The following is a 17,961-nucleotide window of genomic DNA, read 5'->3' on the forward strand; positions in this document are numbered from 1 at the left end:
ATCGCGCTAATCCCTCGGCACAGTACTGCGCCCCGGCCGCGCCCGCGGCCGGGGCGCAATGCGTTCGGGATGGCTGGCCGTTCTGTATAACGTCCTATACAGTGGGGCGCTGTGAGCGATTACGAACCCGTCGACGAAGCCACGCAGCGGCCATCGCCTGCCGCACCCGTCACCGCCGCCCACGTGCTGACCTGGCTGGAAGACATGGCCGATCTGGTGCGGGCGGGGGAGGTGGAGGCGGCGGAGTTGATCAGTGTGCTCGGTCAGTTGCGGCAGGCGGCTACGGCGTTGGCGAACGCGTCGGACTGGGCACTGCTCGCGGCGAGGGAGGCAGGCGCCAGCCTGCGGCAGATCGCGCCGGTGTTCGGCAAGGGCTACGTGCGGGCGCCCGCCGCGCGGCTGGAGAAGCTGCACCGGCAGGTGCTTTCGGCCGAGCAGTTCCTCGAATTGCTGCGTCGCGGTGACAGTCGTGGTGAGGGTCGTGGTGAGGGTCGCGGTCCGGTCGACGGCGGTTAGCGGACGCCGGGTCGGCGGTGACGGCCCGGAAAATCCGTTGGGCTCACTAATGATGATGGTATCGTTCGTGGTGCTAACATTAGTCACACAAACGAGTGTGGCCGAGTGAACCCATCCGGAGCTGAGACCTCATGATCGAACCGTTCCGCATCGACGTACCCCAGGCCGATCTCGACGACCTGACCGACCGGTTGGTTCGCACGCGCTGGCCCAACGAGATCACCGATGCCGGGTGGGACTACGGTTTCCCGCTCGCGCGGCTGAAGGAACTGGCCGGCTACTGGCGCACCGGCTACGACTGGCGCCACCATGAGGCGAAGCTCAACGAGCTCGCGCACTTCACCACCGAGATCGACGGCCAGAACATCCACTTCGTCCACGTCCGCTCGTCGAAACCGAACGCACTCGCGCTGATCCTGACTCACGGCTGGCCCGGTTCGTTCCTCGAGTTCCTCGATGTGATCGAGCCGCTGTCGCGCGACTTCCACCTGGTGATCCCGTCCATCCCCGGATACGGCTTCTCGGGGCCCACCCGTGAGCGTGGTTGGGATGTCGTGCACGTGGCGCGAGCCTGGGCCGAGCTCATGCGCCGCCTCGGATACCAGCGTTACGGCGCCCAGGGCGGCGACTTCGGTGCGGGCATCTCGCTGGCGCTCGGCGCGGTGGCCCCGGAGCGGGTGGTCGGGGTGCACGTCAACTACCTGCCGACCCGGCCGGCGCCGGAGGCCGACGTCGAGCTGTCGGCAGCGGACGAGGCCCGGCTGGACAAGGTGAGGCGGCTGCTGGAGAATCGCCCGCCGTATCAAGCCCTGCAGGCCCTCACTCCCCAGACCATCGGCTACGCGCTGACCGACTCGCCGGTCGGCCAGCTGGTCTGGATCGCCGAGCGTTTCGCCCAGTGGACGGACCCTGCGTCGCGGATCAGCGACGACCGGCTGCTCACCAACGTTTCGCTGTACTGGCTGACCAACACCGCGGCCTCCTCGGCGCGACTGCACCACGAGGCCGCTCGGCGAAGTGAGCCGTGCCCGGTGCCGGTCGGCGTGGCGGTGTTCGCGCACGACATCACGCAGTCGGTTCGACCGCTGGCCGAGCGGCTGTACGACGTCCGGCACTGGTCGGAGTTCGAGCGAGGTGGACACTTCGCCGCGATGGAGGCACCCGAACCGCTCGCCGAGGATGTCCGTGCCTTCTTCCTCGATCGCATCGCCGACCGCTCGCGGTAGCTGTCGGGCCGAGATCAACATCGACGTATAACGGCCTATACGGCTGCGGTGTGGAGACGCGCCCCGACACCGAACTTCCTCGGTACCGTCACCGTCATGGACAACACCGCAAGGACAGCGGTAGGGCTCGCCGCGCTCGGCAGGCCCGCCTACATCAATCTCGGCCGAACGGGTGCGCTGCCCTCGCATCGCGACGTCGAGACGATGCGCGCGAGGACCTACGCGGTGCTCGACCGTGCCTACGCGGCCGGTATCCGGCGGGTCGACGCCGCCCGCTCCTACGGTAGGGCCGAGGAGTTCCTCGCGGGCTGGCTGGCCGACCGCGGCCACACCGACGTCGTCGTATCGAGCAAGTGGGGATACCGCTACGTCGGTCAGTGGCGGCTGGACGCGCGGGTCCACGAGGTCAAGGAGCACTCGCTGGAGCGCTTCCGCGAGCAGTGGGCGCAGACGGCGGCGCTGCTGGGTGAGGTCATCACCCTCTACCAGGTGCACTCGCTGACCGCCGACAGCGGGCTGTTCACCGACGAACCGCTGCTCGAGGCGCTGGCCGAGTTGGCCGATCGCGGGGTCGCCGTGGGGTTCTCCACCTCAGGGCCTGCGCAGGCGGACACGATCCGGCGGGCGCTGGACCTACAGGTGGCGGGCGTAGGAGTGTTCAGCGCCGTGCAGTCGACCTGGAACCCGCTGGAGACCTCGGCAGGCCCGGCGCTTGCGGACGCGCACGCGGCAGGAGTACTGGTGCAGGTGAAGGAGACGCTGGCCAACGGAAGGCTCGCCGTCGAGCCACCCCGCAGGCTGGCCGAACTCGCCGAAGCACGCGGGGTGTCCACCGACGCGGTAGCGCTGGCCCACGTGTTCGCGCAACCGTGGGCCGACGTGGTGTTGCTCGGCCCCGCGAGTACCCAGCAGTTGGCCGACAACCTCGTCGGCGCGCGGCTCGCGTTGGCCGAGGAGGACCTGGCCGCGCTGGCCGACCTGCGGGAGGAACCCGAACGCTACTGGGCCCGGCGGTCGGGTATGCACTGGCAATGACTAGTGTCCGAGCCGTGCGTGCGGTGCCGGTGCTGGTCGCGGTCGCGCTGCTGGTGACGGGTGGACTGGCCGGATGTGGTGAACGGCAGGTCGACTCGGGCGACGGTGGCGAGTCGACCGCGGTCGCCACGCGCCCGTCCGCGACCGTCCCGCCGCGATCGCAGCCCACCACGCCCGGCGCGGACCCGGCCGAGGTGGAGCAGGCCGTGGAACGCGCGGTACTCGACGAGCAGGATCTCGCGGGGGAGGGAGTGCGCGCTGTCGACGCGCCCAGCGTGGCGAGCGGATGCCTCGCCGCGGTACCGGTGGGCCTGATCGGTCGCCAGCGCACGCTGCTGCGCTGGGAGTACCCCACGGGGTCCACGCTCGACCAACTGGTCACGGGTTACGTCGACCGGCCGGCGGCCGAGGTGCTCAACGGCAGGGTTCGCTGCCCCGGAGCGGAGCTGACCCTGCCGAGCAGGCCGGACGTCGAGGCGCATCGCGGCTGGTGCATCGACAACACCTGCACGCTGCTGCTCGCCTCGGGTCGGGTGATCTCCGGCATCCAGGTCAGTGCTGGTGAGCAGGCCAGAGCCAGGGACGCCGTACTGCGGATCGCCCCGATCGCCGCGGCGAAGCTGCCTGCGAACGGCTGACCCCGCCCCACGCGGCTCTCACCCCGCCGGAGCGGTACCGGCGTGCGGGCAGGCGGGTACACCGGCGCGAAGACCCGTACGCTTGGTGCCATGCGGCGGATCATGGGAACCGAGGTGGAGTACGGGATCGCGGTGCCGGGCGATGCGACGGCGAACCCGGTGCTGACCTCCACCCAAGTTGTGCTGGCCTACGCGGCGGCCGCGGACATTCCGCGAGCGCGTAGAGCCCGCTGGGACTACGAGGTGGAGTCGCCGCTGCGCGACGCACGCGGGTTCGACCTGACGGGACCGGGCCAGCAGGGCCCCGACCCCGACGTGGAGGACCTCGGCGCGGCCAACGTCATCCTGACCAACGGTGCGCGGCTGTACGTCGATCACGCCCACCCGGAGTACTCCGCGCCGGAGGTGACCAACGCGCGGGACGCGGTGATCTGGGACAAGGCCGGAGAGCGGGTCATGGAGGAGGCTGCGATGCGGGCCGCCACCGTACCCGGTCAGCCTCCGCTGCAGCTCTACAAGAACAACGTCGACGGCAAGGGCGCCAGCTACGGCACCCATGAGAACTACCTCATGGCGCGCTCCACGCCGTTCACCGCCGTCATCGCCGGGCTGACGCCCTTCTTCGTGTCCAGGCAGGTGATCACCGGCTCGGGCCGGGTCGGCATCGGGCAGCAGGGCGAGGAGGCGGGCTTTCAGCTGTCCCAGCGCGCCGACTACATCGAGGTCGAGGTGGGCCTCGAGACCACGCTGAAACGCGGCATCATCAACACCCGGGACGAACCGCACGCCGACGCCGACAAGTACCGCAGGCTGCACGTGATCGTCGGGGACGCCAACCTGGCCGAGTACGCGACGTTTCTGAAGCTGGGCACCACGGCGCTGGTCATCGACATGATCGAGCAGGGGGTGCGGTTCGACGATCTCAAGCTGGACGAGCCGGTACGTGCCGTGCACGAGATCAGCCACGATCCGACGCTGAAGACCACGGTGGAGTTGGCCAACGGGCGCAAGTACAGCGGCCTGGACCTGCAGTACGCCTACCACGAGATGGCCGCGGAGCATCTGGAGCGAACCGGCGCCGACGAGCAGTCCAAGGAGGTGCTGCGGGTCTGGGGTGAGGTGCTGGACGCGCTGGCGCGCGATCCGGCCGAGTGCGCCGACCGGCTCGACTGGCCCGCGAAGCTGCGGCTGCTGGAGGCCTACCGGCAGCGGGACCAGCTCGGCTGGGCGGCGCCTCGGCTGCACCTGGTGGACCTGCAGTACTCCGACGTGCGGCTGGACAAGGGCCTGTACAACCGGCTTGTCACGCGCGGTTCGATGAAGCGCCTGGTGAGCGAGGAGGAGGTGCAGGCGGCGATCACCAACCCGCCGTCGGACACCCGTGCCTACTTCAGGGGAAGGACGCTGGAGAAGTACGCCAACTCCATCGCCGCCGCGTCGTGGGACTCGGTGATCTTCGACGTGGGCAAGGAGTCGCTCGTGCGCATCCCCACACTGGAGCCGCTGCGAGGTACGAAAGCGCACGTCGGCAAGCTGCTGGACGAGTCGGAGACGGCCGAGGAGTTGGTGGAGGCCCTTACGACATCGGGGTGAGCGCGAAGATCACCGGAGGATCACCGAACCCCCGAATGCGGGTAGGTCTGGGTAGTCTAGAGGCAACAGCCACACCGGGAGGCGAGCATGGCTCAGGAGAAGGTTGAAAAGCACGGTGGCGGCGACTCCGACGATGATGTCGAGGCTGGTGCGCCTGCCGGCCAGGAACGCCGCGAGAAGCTCGGCGAGGACGTGGACACGATCCTCGACGAGATCGACGACGTGCTGGAGGAGAACGCCGAGGACTTCGTGCGTGCCTACGTGCAAAAGGGCGGGCAGTAGGGTCGAAAGACGCCATCCCATAAGCTTTCTGACCGCACTGTCGTCCGCCTCGTCGATGGGAACTACGAGCACGCATGGAACACACTCCGCGCAACTCGGGCTTCGCGCTGCCCGCTGCCTACCTGTCGTCGACAACGTCGTCGTTCGCCGATTTCCTGAGAGCACAGGCTCCTGAACTGCTGCCGAGCAGGAAGCCGGACGGTGTGCTGGCGCCCGGCAGCGCCATCGAGCCGCCGCACGGCACGACGATCGTCGCCGCCACGTTCAGCGGCGGCGTGCTGCTCGCCGGTGACCGCAGGGCCACCACCGGTAACATGATCGCCACGCGGGACCTGGAGAAGGTCTACGTCACCGACGCATACTCCGCGGTCGGTATCGCGGGCACCGCCGGTATCGCCTTGGAACTGGTCCGGCTCTACACGGTGGAACTGGCCCACTACGAGAAGATCGAGGGTGTTTCGCTTTCGCTGGACGGCAAGGCGAACAAGCTGGCGAACATGGTCAAGGGCAACCTCGACGTCGCGCTGGCGGGTCTGGCGGTGCTGCCGCTGTTCGTCGGATACGACATCGATTCTTCCGACCCCAAGCGTGCGGGCAGGATCGTGTCGTTCGACGTGACCGGTGGCCGCTACGAGGAGACTGCCGGCTATCACGCCGTGGGCTCGGGGTCGGTGTTGGCCAAGTCGTCGCTGAAGAAGCTCTACGATCCCGATGCCGACGCCGAGGCGGCCACCCGCGCCGCGGTGGAGGCGCTCTACGACGCGGCCGACGACGACACCGCCACGGGTGGGCCCGACCTGGTGCGCAACATCTACCCGACGGTGGTCACGATCACGGCTGAGCACGGTGCCGTGAAGACGCCGCAGGAGCAGACCGCGGCGATCGCGCGGGCTGTGGTGGAGAGCAGGTCCGAACGGCCGGGGCGGCTCGGCTGACTTTCGCCGACCGCTGCCGGCAGCGTTGCTGACAGCGTTGATGGAATTGACAAGACGAGCAGAGCGGAGCCAACTCCAGTGACGATGCCGCTGTACGCCTCACCCGAGCAGTTGATGCGTGAGCGTTCCGAGCTCGCCCGTAAGGGCATCGCCAGGGGACGAAGCGTCGTCGTGCTCAAGTACCGGGGCGGCGTGTTGTTCGTCGCGGAGAACCCGTCGCCGACGTTGCACAAGGTCTCGGAGATCTACGACCGGATCGGGTTCGCCGCGGTGGGCCGCTACAGCGAGTTCGAGAGCCTGCGCAGGGGCGGCATCCGGCACGTTGACCTGCAGGGCTACCAGTACGACCGGCGTGATGTGAACGCCAGGGCACTGGCCAACGTGTACGCCCAGACGCTGAGCACGATCTTCACCGAACAGCTCAAGCCGTTCGAGGTGGAGATCTGTGTGGCCCAGGTGGGGGCGACCTCGGACGAGGACGAGCTGTACCGGCTGACCTACGACGGCTCGATCGTGATGGACGAGCCGAAGTTCGTGGTGATGGGCGGTCAGGCGGACACGATCAACTCCAGGCTGAAGGACGCCTTCTCCGACGGCATGGAACTGGCCGATGCGCTGCGGGTCGCGGTGGAATCGCTGCGTGCCCCTGCCACGCCGGGAGCCGGCGGTAACGGTGAGGGCGAGCCCGGAAAGCTCGAGGTCGCGGTGCTCGACAGGGAGCGGCCAGGCCGTAAGTTCCGGCGCATCACCGGCGCGGCGCTGGACGCGTTGATGCCGGGTCCCTCGGAGCCCGCCAAGGGCGAGGACGGCAACGGGCAGCAGCCCGGCGAGGGCCAGGGCGGCAGCGCCAACGGCAGCGCTGACGGCAACGGCAACGGGCAGGCTTCCGGCGAGTCCGGCCCGTCGCAGACCTGAGTCACCGTTCGGGTAGCCGGTAGATCGTCAGCGTGCTCGGTCGGGAGTGGAACCGGAACCTGCGGCCCAGTGGCCCGACCTCGCCGTCGGTGGCGACCCTGCGGTTGGCGTCGAGTAGTTCGACCTCGAGCGAGGGCAGGTCGACCTGGCGGTAGACGTGGCTGGTGGTGAGCGTGTTCGTCAACATCGCCAGCACGAACCGCGCCCGTGAGTACGGCAGGTCGGCGCGCAGGAATCGCACGTCGAGCAGGCCGGTGTCGAGCGCGGGCCTGCGTGAGGGCCCGAACCCCCTCGGTGCGTAGGTGCCGTTGCCGACGAAGATCATCCACAGCGTCATGGGTTTGCCGTCGAGTCGGACCCGCAGCGGTCTGGCGCGGCGTAGCGTGCGGACCAGCGCGATGACGGTGGCGGGCCATTTGGGGTGGCGCTGCTGGATCTTCTCCCGCAGCCGCACCATTTCCGGGTAGCCGCCGAGGCTGGCGGTGTTGACGAACCAGCGGCGGCTGGTGGTTCCCGCGCCGGAGATCTCGACCTCGCCGAGGTCGATGCCCACGGCGGCGCCCGCCTCGGTCGCCGCGTCGGCGTCTCGCATGGCGCGCACGCCGACGTCACGGGCGAAGTGGTTGAGAGTTCCGGCGGGAATCAGCGCGAGCGGCAGGTCGTAGTCGGCGGCGACCGAGGCGACCGCGGCGACGGTCCCGTCGCCGCCCGCGACGCCGAGCGCGCGTACCCGGCCGTCGGCGCGCAGGATCTCGGCTTCCAGCTGGGCACGGATGTCGGTGCCGGGGTCGGGGTAGAGCAGGGTGGCCTTGGGCCAGGCGTAGCGGACCTCGTCGGTGGGGTCGCTGTCGGCGTCGCCGGAGCCGGGGTTGACCACGGCGAGCATGTCCTCGCCGTCGCGCATCACCGGGGCGTGGGCCCGGTGCGCCGTGCGGGCGGGGGTGTCAGGGTGCAGTGGCCACCAGTGCCGGGTGGCGAGCGCGGCGGCGACGCCGATGAGCATTCCTGCCCCGATGTCGCTGGGCCAGTGCACGCCGGTGTGCATGCGGGAGTAGGACACCGCGGCGCCGACGGGGGCCAGCGCCAGCCCCAGCGCCGGTGCCTCCATGGCCACGGAGGTCACGAACGCGGCGGCGGAGGCGGCGTGCCCGGAAGGAAACGACGACGAGGTGGGGCGCTTGACCAGCCTGCGGGGTTCGGGTACCAGTTCGGCTGCCGGTCTGCGGCGGGGGAACAGCGGCTTGCCGACGAGGTTGGCGGCGACGCTGGCCCCCGCGACGGCGGCGAGGCCGCGCAGCGCGCCGCGCCGTGGTGCGCCCTTGCGGGTGGCGAGCGTGGCGGCGACGGCCCACCACAGGCGTCCCTTGTTCGCGGAGCGGCTCAGGGCGCGCAGCAGCGCGTCGGCGGGGGAGGCGGGCAGTGACGCGCTGCGCGCGACAAGGGCGCGGTCGCGCGCGCCCACCTGACGCATGGTTCTCGGCAGGGAGTTGGGCAGGGAGTTGGGTTGCGGGTCGGGCACGGTTGTCAACGGTAGCCGTTGGGCACTGACACCGTTTCGACGCCGGATTCGTTGGTCGTGGCGGGCCGGTTAGCGCATACCCTTGAAGGATGCAGCGGCGGATCTTTGGGATCGAAACCGAGTTCGGGGTCACCTGCACCTTCCATGGGCAGCGCAGGTTGTCTCCCGACGAAGTGGCGCGTTACCTGTTTCGGCGAGTGGTGTCGTGGGGCCGGTCCTCGAACGTTTTTCTGTCCAACGGTTCCCGGCTCTACCTGGATGTCGGCTCGCACCCCGAGTACGCCACCGCCGAGTGTGACGATCTGACGCAGCTTGTCACGCACGACAAGGCGGGCGAGCGGATCCTGGAGGACCTGCTCGTCGATGCCGAGCGAAGGCTCGCCGACGAGGGCATCGGCGGCGACATCTTCCTGTTCAAGAACAACACCGACTCGGCGGGCAACTCCTACGGCTGCCACGAGAACTACCTGGTAACCCGTGCGGGTGAGTTTTCGCGGATCGCCGACGTGCTGTTGCCGTTCCTGGTCACGCGCCAGCTCATCTCGGGTGCAGGCAAGGTGCTGCAAACGCCCCGCGGCGCGGTGTACTGCCTTTCGCAGCGTGCCGAGCACATCTGGGAAGGCGTGTCCAGTGCCACCACGCGTTCCCGGCCGATCATCAATACCCGTGACGAGCCGCATGCCGACGCCGAACGTTACCGCAGGCTGCACGTCATCGTGGGCGACTCGAACATGGCGGAGCCGACAACGCTGCTGAAGGTGGGCTCGGCCAACCTGGTGCTGGAGATGATCGAGCAGGGGGTGCAGTTCCGCGACTTCACCCTGGACAACCCGATCCGTGCGATCCGCGAGATCAGCCACGACCTCACCGGAAGGCGCCAGGTGCGGCTGGCGGGCGGCAGGGAGGCCTCGGCGCTGGAGATCCAGCGCGAGTACCACGCCCGCGCGGTGCGGCACGTGGAGACCAACGGCTCCGGCCCGACCGCCGAACGGGTGGTGGAACTGTGGGGCCGCGCGCTGGACGCGGTGGAACAGCAGGACTTCTCCAAGATCGACACCGAGATCGACTGGGCGATCAAGCATCGCCTTGTCGAGCGCTACCGCAGCAAGAACAACCTCGACCTCTCCGACCCGAGGGTCGCGCAGCTGGACCTGGCCTACCACGACATTCGTCGGGGCAGGGGAGTGTTCGACCTGCTGCAACGCAAGGGCATGGTGAAGCGGGTGACCGACGACGGCGAGATCGAGCTGGCCAAGGACACGCCGCCGCAGACCACGCGTGCGAAGCTGCGCGGCGACTTCATCGCCGCCGCGCAGCAGGCCGGTCGTGACTTCACGGTGGACTGGGTGCATCTGAAGCTCAACGACCAGGCCCAGCGGACCGTGCTGTGCAAGGACCCGTTCCGTTCGGTCGACGAGCGGGTGGAGCGCCTGATCAACTCGTTGTGACGGGTAGGGCGCGGATGCCTGCCGTCCGGTGACCCGCGCCACGGTGGCCTACCTGCGAGGAAACGGCGCGGCCCGGCAGCTAAGGTTGGCAGGGTGTCCACCGCGCGTGCTGAGCGCCTGGTCAACCTGGTGCTCGCCCTGTTGTCCACTCGGCAGTACCTGACCGCCGAGCGGATTCGCGGCATCGTGCCCGGATACTCCGACGCCGCCACCGACGAGGCGTTCTCCCGGATGTTCGAGCGGGACAAGACCGAGCTGCGTGAACTCGGTATCCCGCTGGAGACCGGGCGCAACTCCGCCTTCGACCCGGTGGAGGGCTACCGCATCGCTCGCCGTGACTACGAACTCGGCGAGATCGACCTGGCTCCGGACGAGGCCGCCGCCGTCGCGCTGGCGGTGCGGCTGTGGGACTCGCCCGAACTGACAGGGCAGGCGCAGGGCGCGCTGGTCAAGCTGCGCGCGGCGGGCGTCGAGGTGGACGAGAACGCACCCCCGATCGTCGAGCAGCGGGTGCACACCGAGCCCGCGTTCGCTCCGCTGCTCTCGGCGGTGCAGCAGGGGCAGGTGGTGCGCTTCGACTACCGGCGGTCAGGATCACCGGAGCGCCGCCCACGAACGCTGGAACCGTGGGGTGTGGTGTCGTGGCGAGCGCGCTGGTACGTCGTCGGCTACGACCGCGACCGCGACGCTCCACGCTGCTTCCGGCTGTCGCGGATCACCGGCCAGGTCCGCACGCTGGGCGCTCCTTCGACGGTGCGCAGGCCGCCCGACGTGGACCTGCTGGAGTTCGTGGCGGGTTCGGGTGAGCGTGACCACGACCGTTCGCCGGTGGCCAAGGCGCGGTTGTGGCTGGCCGACGGGCGCGCGGCGGGGGTGCGCAGGCGCGCCACGGTGTTGGACCGGATGGCTGTGGCCGACACCGACGGCGACATCGTCGAGATAGATCTGTACTACCCCGAAGGCGCGGCCGACTGGATAGCCGGATACGGGCCGGATGTGCTGGTGCTGGAGCCGGACGTGTTGGCCAAGGCGGTCACCGACCGGTTGGAGCGGGTGGCGCAGGGGGTGTCGGGATGAGCGGGTCGGCCGAGCGCCTGCCGCGCCTGCTGGCTCTGGTGCCCTACCTGCTGGCCAGGCCCGGCATCCGGATCGAGGAGGCCGCGCAGGACTTCGACGTCAGCGCCAAGCAGCTACGCAAGGATCTGGAGCTGCTGTGGATGTGCGGGCTGCCGGGCTACGGTCCCGGCGACCTCATCGACCTGTCCTTCGACGGCGACACCGTCTCGGTGACCTTCGACGCGGGTATGCGCAGGCCGCTGCGGCTGACCGGCGGCGAGGCCAGTGCGCTGGTGATCGCGCTGAAGGCGCTGGCCGAGACACCGGGCGTGGTCGACACGGAGGCGGTGCACAGGGCGATCGCCAAGATCGAAGCGGCCGCCGGTGACGCGCAGCCGTCCGGGGTGGTGGTCGGCCACGGGGTGCGCGAGGCCCAGCACACCGCCCGTACCCGCGAGACGATGCGCGAGGCGTTGCAGGCCGGCCGCGCGCTACGGATGCGGTACTACACCGCATCCAAGGACGAGATCACCGAACGCACCGTGGACCCGATGCGGCTGCTGATCGTGCAGGGTGTGGGATACCTGGAAGCGTGGTGTCGCCGCGCGAACGCGGTACGGCTGTTCCGGCTCGACCGGGTCGACGAGTTGGCGGTCCTGCCCGAACCCGCGGAGCCTCCGGGCAGCGCGGAGCCGACCGATCTCACCAATGGCGTGTTCTCGCCCCGGCCGGACTACCCGGAAGCCGAGTTGGTGCTGGCGCCGGACGCGCGGTGGGTCGCGGAGTACTACCCGTGCGAGGAACTGGCCGAGCTCGAGGGCGGGCGGCTGCGGGTGCGGATGCGCTACGGCGACGAGTCGTGGCTGGTGCGGCTGGTGTTGCGGCTGGGCGGGCAGTTGACGGTGGAGAAGCCGCCGGCTCTGGCGCAAGCCGTACGCAAGCGAGCCGCCGACGCGCTGGCCCGAGCACGTCATCTTCCCGTCACTTTGAACCAGTAAGCTTCCCACCGTGTTCTACGAGCTGAGCGTCGTGCTCGTCGTCCTCGGGATCGCAGCACTGGCAATTCTGGGAACGCGTGTGACCAGACTGTTGCGCAGGTATGGCGACACGGCCAGCATGGTGTCTACGAGCACGCGCGATCACCTCGGGCTGCTGCGCGCACGGTGGGCCGCACTGCGGGTCGCCGTGGGGGGCAGGCGCCGTCGAACGCATTGATCCGCGACCGCGAGTAAGTACGATCGACCTGAACGAGTGAGGAGGCCACCGATGAATGCTCTGCAGCCGTGGCACTTGATCATCCTGGTCCTTGTTGTGGTGCTGCTGTTCGGTGCCAAGCGGCTTCCGGACGCCGCGCGGTCGATCGGCAAGTCGATGAAGATCTTCAAGGCCGAGACCAAGGACATGCGTGGCGAGTCCGGTGAGGCGACCACGCAGACCGACCAGGCGACCGAGCCCGAGACCAGGCAGCTGCCCCAGTCCACGCAGGTGAACACCGACGCCCAGGTGGAGCAGTTGCAGCGGCAGTTGGACGAGCTCAAGAAGCAGCAGGCCACTTCCAGCTTCGACCAGACCCAGAAGTAGCGCCCGCCTGAGCAGACCCTTCGACCGCGAACAAGAAACGGAAGCTGCCCGTGGCGGATTCCCCCGACAAGCGCGAACGGCGCGGGAGCAAGCGACGCGCGCGCAGCCGTCGGCACAACCCCGACGGCACCATGACGCTGATCGAGCACATCTACGAGTTCCGCCGCAGGCTGGGATTCGCGTTGCTCGCGCTCGTGGCGGGCGGGATCGTCGGCTTCCTGTGGTTCAGCAACCGGGTCGGTCCCATCCCGTCGCTCGGTGACCTCGTCACCGGCCCGTACTGCGCCATCCCGCCCGAGCAGCGGTTCCCCAAGGAGCCGCCGTGCAGGCTGCTGCAGACGGTGCCGTTCGAGGCCTTCATGATCCAGTTGAAGGTCGGCCTTACGGCGGGTGCCGTGCTGTTCGCGCCCGCGTGGCTGTACCAGCTGTGGGCGTTCATCGCGCCGGGGCTGTACTCCAAGGAACGCAAGTATGCCCTCACCTTCGTCGGCTTCGCCAGCGTGCTGTTCGCCTGCGGTGTGGTGCTCGCCTACTTCATGGTTCCGCACGCGCTGGAGTTGCTGACCAACTTCGGTGGCGGCGCGTTCGACACCTGGTTCACCGGCGACAAGTACGTGTCGTTCGTGATCTCGCTGCTGCTGATTTTCGGTGTGAGCTTCGAGTTGCCGCTGCTGGTGGTGATGCTCAACCGGGTCGGCGTGGTGCGCTACGAGCAGCTCAAGAAGTGGCGCCGCGGGATCATCTTCATCCTGTTCGTCTTCGCGGCGTTCGTGACGCCCGCGGACCCGTTCTCCATGATCGCGCTGGCGGGGGCGCTGACATTGCTGTTCGAGTTCGCGCTGCAGCTCACCAGGCTGCACGACCGCAAGCGCGACCGGCACCGGGCCGAGGAGGGTTGGGATCGGCTCGCCGACGACGAGGCAGCGCCGTTCGACTACACCCCCACGTCCGTGGACGACGAACCTCGCGCCAAGCAGTCCGGCAACGCGAGCAACGCAGCCCCCGACGACGTGACGTAGCCGCAGATGGGACTGCGAGTGGCGCTGGCCGTGCATCCCGACTCCGGGAAGGGCGCGGCGGCCAGGGTGGCCGGGACCGTGGCCGCCCGGCTGCGAGCCGCCACCGACCGGCTGGACCTGCTGGCGGCCAACACGGTGGAGGAGTCGCACGCCCTCATGCGTGAGGCCCACGGCGCAGGGCTCGACGCGGTGGTGGTGCTCGGCGGGGACGGCGCGGCCCATCAGGCCGTGCAGTTCTGCGCGGGAACCGACATCGCGCTCGGCGTGGTTCCCTCAGGTACCGGCAACGACCTGGCCAGAGCGCTGGGCATGCCCGCCGATCCGCTCGCTGCCGTCGATGCCGTGGTGGCGTCGCTGCTGGCGGGCCGTACCCGCAAGATGGATCTCGGCAGGCTCGGCGACACCTGGTTCAGTACCGTGCTGTGCGCCGGGTTCGACGCGTCGGTCAACGCGCGCGCGAACCGGATGCGTTGGCCCAGCGGACCGCGTCGCTACGACCTGGCCGTCGTCGCCGAACTGGCCTCGTTGCGGACCAGAAGGTTGATCGTCACCACCGACACCGACCGGCTAGAACTACAGGCCACACTGGTGGCGGTCGGTAACACCGGGTGGTACGGCGGCGGTATCCCGATCTGCCCCTCCGCGCGGGCCGACGACGGACTGTTCGACCTCACCGTGGTGGGGCAGGCCGGTCGAGGGCAGCTCATCCGGATGCTGCCCACGCTGCGCACGGGCAAGCACCTGAGCCACCCCGCCGTACACACCCTGCGTGCCAGGGAAGTCACGCTGTCGGGCAACGACTGGCCCGCCTACGCCGATGGCGAACCGCTCGGCGCCCTGCCGGTGACCGCAACCTGCGTTCCCGAGGCGCTCACCGTCCTCGACTGACGTCAGGACCCGGTGCGCCAGCCCAGTAGGTGCCGCGTCGCCTTGGGCAGCCGCGCCACCACGAGGTCGTAGGAGTCCTCGATCATGTCCAGCACCAGCTGGTCGGGCACCGAGTCGTCCAGTTCGACGGTGTTCCAGTGGCGCTTGTTCAGGTGGTAGCCGGCGGTGACGGCGGGGTAGGTCGCCCGCAACCGCAGCGCCAGGTCCGGTTCGCACTTCAGGCTCACCCGCAGCGGCACGTCGTCGAGTGCGCTGAGCGCGAACATCTTGCCCTCGACCTTGAACACACTGGTGGCTTCGTTGAACGGAAACTCCTCCCGCGCGCCGGTCAGTGCGAGGCAGGCAGCGCGCAGCTCCCGTGGAGTCATCCGGCCAGCCTAGTGCCCGGCACCGACACGTGGCGGCGCTCGCATACCCGCCGCCTGCACGGCAGGCCACGAGTATGGAACCCTGGCGCCGTGGGCTCATCCACTTCACAGACCCCCGCGGGCGCCTACGCGGCCGCCAGGCGGCGAGGCTCCTATCCGGAGCTGACCCGGTTCTCCGGCGAACTGGCCTTCGACTTCGACGACTTCCAGCTGCGCGGCTGCGAGGCATTGGAGGACGGCCACGGAGTGCTGGTGTGCGCGCCGACCGGCGCGGGAAAGACGGTCGTCGGCGAGTTCGCCGTCCACCTCGCGCTGGCCGAGGGCCGCAAGTGCTTCTACACCACGCCCATCAAGGCGCTGTCGAACCAGAAGTACACCGATCTCACCGCGCGCTACGGCCCTGAACTGGTCGGCTTGCTCACCGGTGACACGGCCATCAACGGCAACGCCCAGATCGTGGTGATGACCACCGAGGTCCTGCGCAACATGCTGTACGCGGGTTCGACGACGCTGCGTGATCTCGGCTACGTGGTGATGGACGAGATCCACTACCTGGCCGACCGCTTCCGCGGCGCGGTGTGGGAGGAGGTCATCCTGCACCTGCCCGAGTACGTCCGCCTCGTGGGCCTTTCGGCGACGGTCAGCAACGCCGAGGAGTTCGGTGAGTGGCTCATCGCGGTGCGCGGCGACACCACGGTCGTGGTCGACGAGCATCGGCCGGTGCCGCTGTGGCAGCACATGATGGTCGGAGGGCGGCTGCTCGACCTGTTCGCGGGCGAGCACAGGGACAGCGGTGAACCCAGGATCAACCCCAACCTGCTGCGAAAGGTGGAGGACGCCGCGCGAATGCACGCCCCCGCAGGGCTGCGCGGACCTCGTGGACCGCGAAGGGGCCAGCCACCACGGCTGCCGCGCTACCGCCCGCCCTCGCGCATCGAGGTTGTCGACCGGCTGGACCGCGCCGGGTTGCTTCCCGCGATCGTGTTCATCTTCTCCCGTGCCGGCTGCGACGCCGCCGTGGCGCAGTGCGTGCGCTCGGGGCTGCGGCTGAACACCCCCGAAGAGACCGAGCAGGTGCGCCGGATCGTGGCGGAACGCACCGCCGAACTGCCGGAGACCGACCTTGCGGTGCTGGGCTACTGGGAGTGGCGGGAAGGCCTGGAACAGGGCATCGCCGCCCACCACGCGGGCCTGCTACCTGCGTTCAAGGAAACCGTCGAGGAGTTGTTCGTGCAGGGCCTGGTGAAGGCCGTCTTCGCCACGGAGACACTGGCACTGGGTATCAACATGCCCGCACGCACCGTGGTGCTCGAACGGCTGGTGAAGTACAACGGCGAGGCCCACGTCGACCTGACCCCCGGCGAGTACACCCAGCTCACCGGCCGAGCCGGGCGGCGCGGCATCGACGTCGAGGGCCACGCCGTCGTGCTGTGGCAGCCGGGAGTGGACCCCCGCCAGGTGGCAGGTCTGGCCTCCACCCGCACCTACCCGCTGCGCTCGTCGTTTCGGCCCGGCTACAACATGGCCATCAACCTGGTCGGCCAGTTCGGCGCCGCGCAGGCCAGGGAACTGCTCGAGCAGTCCTTCGCCCAGTTCCAGGCCGACCGGTCGGTGGTCGGCCTGTCCCGCCGCATCGAGCGCAACAAGGAAGCACTCGACGGTTACGCCGAGGCGGTCACCGGGGAGTTCGACGAGTTGCTGTCCTACCTCGAACTGCGCAGGAAGATCTCCGAGCGGGAGAAGCTGCTGTCCAGGCAGAACTCGGCGACTCGGCGGGCGGAGACCGCGCAGTCGCTGGAGAAGCTACGCAAGGGCGATGTGATCTCGGTGCCCGCGGGCCGCAGGGCCGGGCTGGCCGTGGTGGTCGACCCAGGCCTGGGCCCGATGCAGGAGCCGAGGCCCGTCGTGGTCACCGAGGACCGCTGGTCGGGCCCGCTGTCGGTGACCGACTTCCCCGCACCCGTGGAGCCGCTGGGGCGGATGCGCCTGCCCAAGCACGTGGAACTGCGCTCGCCGAGGACCCGCCGCGACATCGCCTCCTCGCTGCGCGAAACCGGCATCAGCAGACCGAAGCGGCAGCGGCGGCACAGCGACGTCAACTCCGACACCGAGTTGGTGTCGCTGCGGCGTGAGCTGCGCGCGCACCCCGCACACGGCCTGGCCGAGCGGGAGGCCAACCTGCGCTGGGTTGAGCGTTACCAGCGGCTGTCGGCGGAGAACACGCAACTGGAACGCAAGGTGGCGGCCACGACACACTCGCTGGCACGCGCGTTCGACCGGATCAGGTCACTGCTGACCGAGCGGGGCTACCTGGGCGAAGGCGGGAACGAGGTCACCGAGCACGGGCGGCTGCTGTCCCGGCTGTACAGCGAGTCGGACCTGCTCGCGGCCGAGTGCATCCGGCACCGGGTGTGGAACGGACTCACCGCCCCCGAACTCGCGGCGGTGGTGTCCGCGCTGGTGTACGAAGCGCGCAAGGACTCCGCCGCCGAACCGAAGCTGCCCTCCGGCGCGGTGCCGGGTGCGTGGCAGCAGACGGTGAAGCTGTGGACCGACCTGGTCGACGACGAGCGCAGGCACCGGCTGGACCGCACCAGGGAACCGGACGCGGGATTCGCGTGGCCGGTGTATCGCTGGGCGCGGGGTGAGTCGCTGGAGCGGGTGCTCACCGCCGCGGACGCCAACGGTCAGGAGTTGTCCGCGGGCGACTTCGTCCGCTGGTCGAGGCAGGTGATCGACCTGCTCGACCAGATAAGGGACGTGCTGGGCAAGGAACATCCGGTAGGCGGCACGGCCGCCAAGGCGGTGCGGTCGCTGCGGCGCGGTGTGGTGGCAGCGGGAGAGGTCTGACCCGGTCGCGTCGCCTCGTGCCCTTTACGTGTGCTGAGCGTGCCGGTGTGGTTGGATCGCGCACGACACCGTTGTCGACACTGCCGGCACTG

General features: G+C 69.3%; 18 protein-coding genes. 16 read left to right on the forward strand and 2 right to left on the reverse strand.

Annotated elements, in window-relative coordinates:
• Positions 1-111 precede the first annotated feature (111 nt).
• From SACMADRAFT_RS13865 to prcA, 8 genes are all read left to right on the forward strand, one after another.
• The gene (locus SACMADRAFT_RS13865) at positions 112-516 is read left to right on the forward strand and encodes a hypothetical protein (protein WP_009154453.1); all 405 of its coding nucleotides are present in this window, start codon (positions 112-114) and stop codon (positions 514-516) included.
• A gap of 131 nt (positions 517-647) precedes the next feature.
• Positions 648-1,742 (forward strand): epoxide hydrolase family protein, encoded by a 1,095-nt coding sequence (locus SACMADRAFT_RS13870; protein ID WP_009154454.1) that lies wholly within the window; start codon positions 648-650, stop codon positions 1,740-1,742.
• A gap of 96 nt (positions 1,743-1,838) precedes the next feature.
• Positions 1,839-2,777 (forward strand): aldo/keto reductase, encoded by a 939-nt coding sequence (locus tag SACMADRAFT_RS13875; protein WP_040925690.1) that lies wholly within the window; start codon positions 1,839-1,841, stop codon positions 2,775-2,777.
• The gene (locus SACMADRAFT_RS13880; protein ID WP_009154456.1) at positions 2,774-3,415 is read left to right on the forward strand and encodes a hypothetical protein; all 642 of its coding nucleotides are present in this window, start codon (positions 2,774-2,776) and stop codon (positions 3,413-3,415) included. Before SACMADRAFT_RS13875 ends, SACMADRAFT_RS13880 begins: the two co-directional genes overlap by 4 nt.
• A 90-nt stretch (positions 3,416-3,505) precedes the next feature.
• Positions 3,506-5,008, forward strand: coding sequence for a depupylase/deamidase Dop (dop, locus tag SACMADRAFT_RS13885; protein WP_040925691.1), 1,503 nt, complete (start codon positions 3,506-3,508; stop codon positions 5,006-5,008).
• Positions 5,009-5,095: 87 nt separating this feature from the next.
• Complete coding sequence (locus SACMADRAFT_RS13890) at positions 5,096-5,290, forward strand: ubiquitin-like protein Pup (protein WP_009154458.1); 195 nt, start codon at positions 5,096-5,098, stop codon at positions 5,288-5,290.
• A gap of 74 nt (positions 5,291-5,364) precedes the next feature.
• Positions 5,365-6,225 carry a proteasome subunit beta gene (gene prcB / locus SACMADRAFT_RS13895; protein ID WP_009154459.1) on the forward strand — a complete coding sequence of 287 codons (861 nt, stop codon included), beginning with the start codon at positions 5,365-5,367 and terminating at the stop codon, positions 6,223-6,225.
• A gap of 78 nt (positions 6,226-6,303) precedes the next feature.
• Positions 6,304-7,140 carry a proteasome subunit alpha gene (gene prcA / locus SACMADRAFT_RS13900; RefSeq protein ID WP_009154460.1) on the forward strand — a complete coding sequence of 279 codons (837 nt, stop codon included), beginning with the start codon at positions 6,304-6,306 and terminating at the stop codon, positions 7,138-7,140.
• Between the two features lies 1 nt (position 7,141).
• On the opposite strand, the gene SACMADRAFT_RS13905 is transcribed toward prcA, so the two are convergent.
• Positions 7,142-8,611 carry a bifunctional phosphatase PAP2/diacylglycerol kinase family protein gene (locus tag SACMADRAFT_RS13905; protein ID WP_040926406.1) on the reverse strand — a complete coding sequence of 490 codons (1,470 nt, stop codon included), beginning with the start codon at positions 8,609-8,611 and terminating at the stop codon, positions 7,142-7,144.
• A gap of 137 nt (positions 8,612-8,748) precedes the next feature.
• Here SACMADRAFT_RS13905 and pafA point away from each other — a divergent pair, with 137 nt between their 5' ends.
• The 7 genes from pafA (at position 8,749) to SACMADRAFT_RS13940 (ending at position 14,651) form a co-directional block, all read left to right on the forward strand.
• Entirely contained in the window at positions 8,749-10,107 is a 1,359-nt protein-coding gene (gene pafA, locus SACMADRAFT_RS13910) for a Pup--protein ligase (RefSeq protein WP_009154462.1), read from the forward strand.
• Positions 10,108-10,200: 93 nt separating this feature from the next.
• Positions 10,201-11,184, forward strand: a complete 984-nt coding sequence (locus SACMADRAFT_RS13915) for a helix-turn-helix transcriptional regulator (RefSeq protein WP_009154463.1) — start codon at positions 10,201-10,203, stop codon at positions 11,182-11,184.
• On the forward strand, positions 11,181-12,161 hold the full coding sequence (locus tag SACMADRAFT_RS13920; protein ID WP_009154464.1) for a helix-turn-helix transcriptional regulator: 981 nt from the start codon (positions 11,181-11,183) through the stop codon (positions 12,159-12,161). The genes SACMADRAFT_RS13915 and SACMADRAFT_RS13920 overlap by 4 nt, the downstream gene beginning before the upstream one ends.
• 10 nt (positions 12,162-12,171) lie before the next feature.
• Complete coding sequence (locus SACMADRAFT_RS13925; protein WP_040925692.1) at positions 12,172-12,378, forward strand: bacteriophage holin; 207 nt, start codon at positions 12,172-12,174, stop codon at positions 12,376-12,378.
• 51 nt (positions 12,379-12,429) lie between these two features.
• Complete coding sequence (gene tatA / locus SACMADRAFT_RS13930; protein ID WP_009154465.1) at positions 12,430-12,744, forward strand: Sec-independent protein translocase subunit TatA; 315 nt, start codon at positions 12,430-12,432, stop codon at positions 12,742-12,744.
• 50 nt (positions 12,745-12,794) lie between these two features.
• A complete protein-coding gene (gene tatC / locus SACMADRAFT_RS13935) occupies positions 12,795-13,763 on the forward strand; it encodes a twin-arginine translocase subunit TatC (protein WP_009154466.1) in 969 nt (322 codons plus the stop codon).
• A 6-nt stretch (positions 13,764-13,769) separates the two neighbouring features.
• On the forward strand, positions 13,770-14,651 hold the full coding sequence (locus SACMADRAFT_RS13940) for a diacylglycerol/lipid kinase family protein (RefSeq protein WP_009154467.1): 882 nt from the start codon (positions 13,770-13,772) through the stop codon (positions 14,649-14,651).
• Between the two features lie 2 nt (positions 14,652-14,653).
• Here the strand turns inward: SACMADRAFT_RS13940 and SACMADRAFT_RS13945 are convergent, their stop codons facing one another.
• Positions 14,654-15,019, reverse strand: a complete 366-nt coding sequence (locus tag SACMADRAFT_RS13945) for an MmcQ/YjbR family DNA-binding protein (RefSeq protein WP_009154468.1) — start codon at positions 15,017-15,019, stop codon at positions 14,654-14,656.
• 90 nt (positions 15,020-15,109) lie between these two features.
• Between SACMADRAFT_RS13945 and SACMADRAFT_RS13950 the strand changes: the two genes are divergently transcribed.
• Complete coding sequence (locus tag SACMADRAFT_RS13950; protein WP_009154469.1) at positions 15,110-17,869, forward strand: DEAD/DEAH box helicase; 2,760 nt, start codon at positions 15,110-15,112, stop codon at positions 17,867-17,869.
• Positions 17,870-17,961 lie beyond the last annotated feature (92 nt).

Source organism: Saccharomonospora marina XMU15, assembly GCF_000244955.1.
Classification (GTDB): Bacteria; Actinomycetota; Actinomycetes; order Mycobacteriales; family Pseudonocardiaceae; genus Saccharomonospora_A; species Saccharomonospora_A marina.

Bases quoted from the DNA above. Each gene is read 5' to 3' on its own strand.
- SACMADRAFT_RS13875 (WP_040925690.1), top strand. From the start codon at position 1,839: ATGGACAACACCGCAAGGACAGCGGTAGGGCTCGCCGCGCTCGGCAGG.
- SACMADRAFT_RS13945 (WP_009154468.1), bottom strand. From the start codon at position 15,019: ATGACTCCACGGGAGCTGCGCGCTGCCTGCCTCGCACTGACCGGCGCG.
- SACMADRAFT_RS13920 (WP_009154464.1), top strand. From the start codon at position 11,181: ATGAGCGGGTCGGCCGAGCGCCTGCCGCGCCTGCTGGCTCTGGTGCCC.
- SACMADRAFT_RS13905 (WP_040926406.1), bottom strand. From the start codon at position 8,611: ATGCGTCAGGTGGGCGCGCGCGACCGCGCCCTTGTCGCGCGCAGCGCG.
- tatA (WP_009154465.1), top strand. From the start codon at position 12,430: ATGAATGCTCTGCAGCCGTGGCACTTGATCATCCTGGTCCTTGTTGTG.
- SACMADRAFT_RS13870 (WP_009154454.1), top strand. From the start codon at position 648: ATGATCGAACCGTTCCGCATCGACGTACCCCAGGCCGATCTCGACGAC.
- SACMADRAFT_RS13940 (WP_009154467.1), top strand. From the start codon at position 13,770: ATGGGACTGCGAGTGGCGCTGGCCGTGCATCCCGACTCCGGGAAGGGC.
- SACMADRAFT_RS13880 (WP_009154456.1), top strand. From the start codon at position 2,774: ATGACTAGTGTCCGAGCCGTGCGTGCGGTGCCGGTGCTGGTCGCGGTC.
- prcB (WP_009154459.1), top strand. From the start codon at position 5,365: ATGGAACACACTCCGCGCAACTCGGGCTTCGCGCTGCCCGCTGCCTAC.
- dop (WP_040925691.1), top strand. From the start codon at position 3,506: ATGCGGCGGATCATGGGAACCGAGGTGGAGTACGGGATCGCGGTGCCG.
- SACMADRAFT_RS13890 (WP_009154458.1), top strand. From the start codon at position 5,096: ATGGCTCAGGAGAAGGTTGAAAAGCACGGTGGCGGCGACTCCGACGAT.
- pafA (WP_009154462.1), top strand. From the start codon at position 8,749: ATGCAGCGGCGGATCTTTGGGATCGAAACCGAGTTCGGGGTCACCTGC.